The organism is Caballeronia sp. LZ003, from assembly GCF_031451465.1.
Lineage (GTDB): Bacteria > Pseudomonadota > Gammaproteobacteria > Burkholderiales > Burkholderiaceae > Caballeronia.
Genome location: NZ_JARUXJ010000119.1, coordinates 1 through 668, shown reverse-complemented (window position 1 = coordinate 668; position 668 = coordinate 1). Strand labels below are relative to the sequence as shown.

At 59.1% G+C, this 668-nt stretch carries 2 protein-coding genes; both read right to left on the bottom strand.

Annotation, left to right across the window (positions count from 1 at the left end):
• A partial coding sequence (locus QCE79_RS39490; protein WP_404989472.1) for a C40 family peptidase occupies positions 1 to 366 on the bottom strand: 366 nt, incomplete at its 3' end.
• Positions 367 to 369: 3 nt separating this feature from the next.
• A partial coding sequence (locus QCE79_RS33335) for a phage minor tail protein L (RefSeq protein WP_309851747.1) occupies positions 370 to 668 on the bottom strand: 299 nt, incomplete at its 5' end.

The window sequence follows — 668 nt, the reverse complement described above, 5'->3', positions numbered from 1 at the left end:
GGCAGTCGCTCGGGCGATTACTTGCGCCGTGATGTGATGAAGGCGGCCAGCGTGGACGGCCCCGTGCTGGTCGCGCTGCACGCTTTGAATAAACCACACTGGAACGCCTGACGCCCCACATGCCAACAGGTCATCAAGGCTTGGCAGAGCACTCGCATCAGGATGCGAATGAACGATGGCCTGCACGGACCCCACATCTTCTGCGCAAGAATAGGCGGCCGCTGAAATGGAAAAGTGCTCAGACGGAAGATTCGAAACATTGGCGCACGGCAGGTAATCGCCGTTCACGATTAGCCCGCACGATTCGTTTGGATAACACGCAAGCGCGTGCGATTCAATTGCCGCACGCGTGCACCCGGCAAGCATCACCTATCCGCCTCGCGAAAGCGCGCCATCCGCGCCCGCAGCGGGAAAGCCGCCAAAAGGCAGCGGCACGTCCTTAAAGCGCTTTCGGCAACTCGACAATCGCTTACCGCACCTATCCTCTTCCGGCTTCTTCGTCTTGATGTTGTTGCGCGTGAAGAAATCCGTTCCGCGATAACCGCATTCAGCGCCGCGGTACTCCCATCGGCACACCGCACTGATAATCTGGCGTGCAGGCAGTTTGCGCCCCGACAGATCCAAGGGTGAACTCAAAGAGAATTCGACCACCGCCGCCGTTTCAAGCG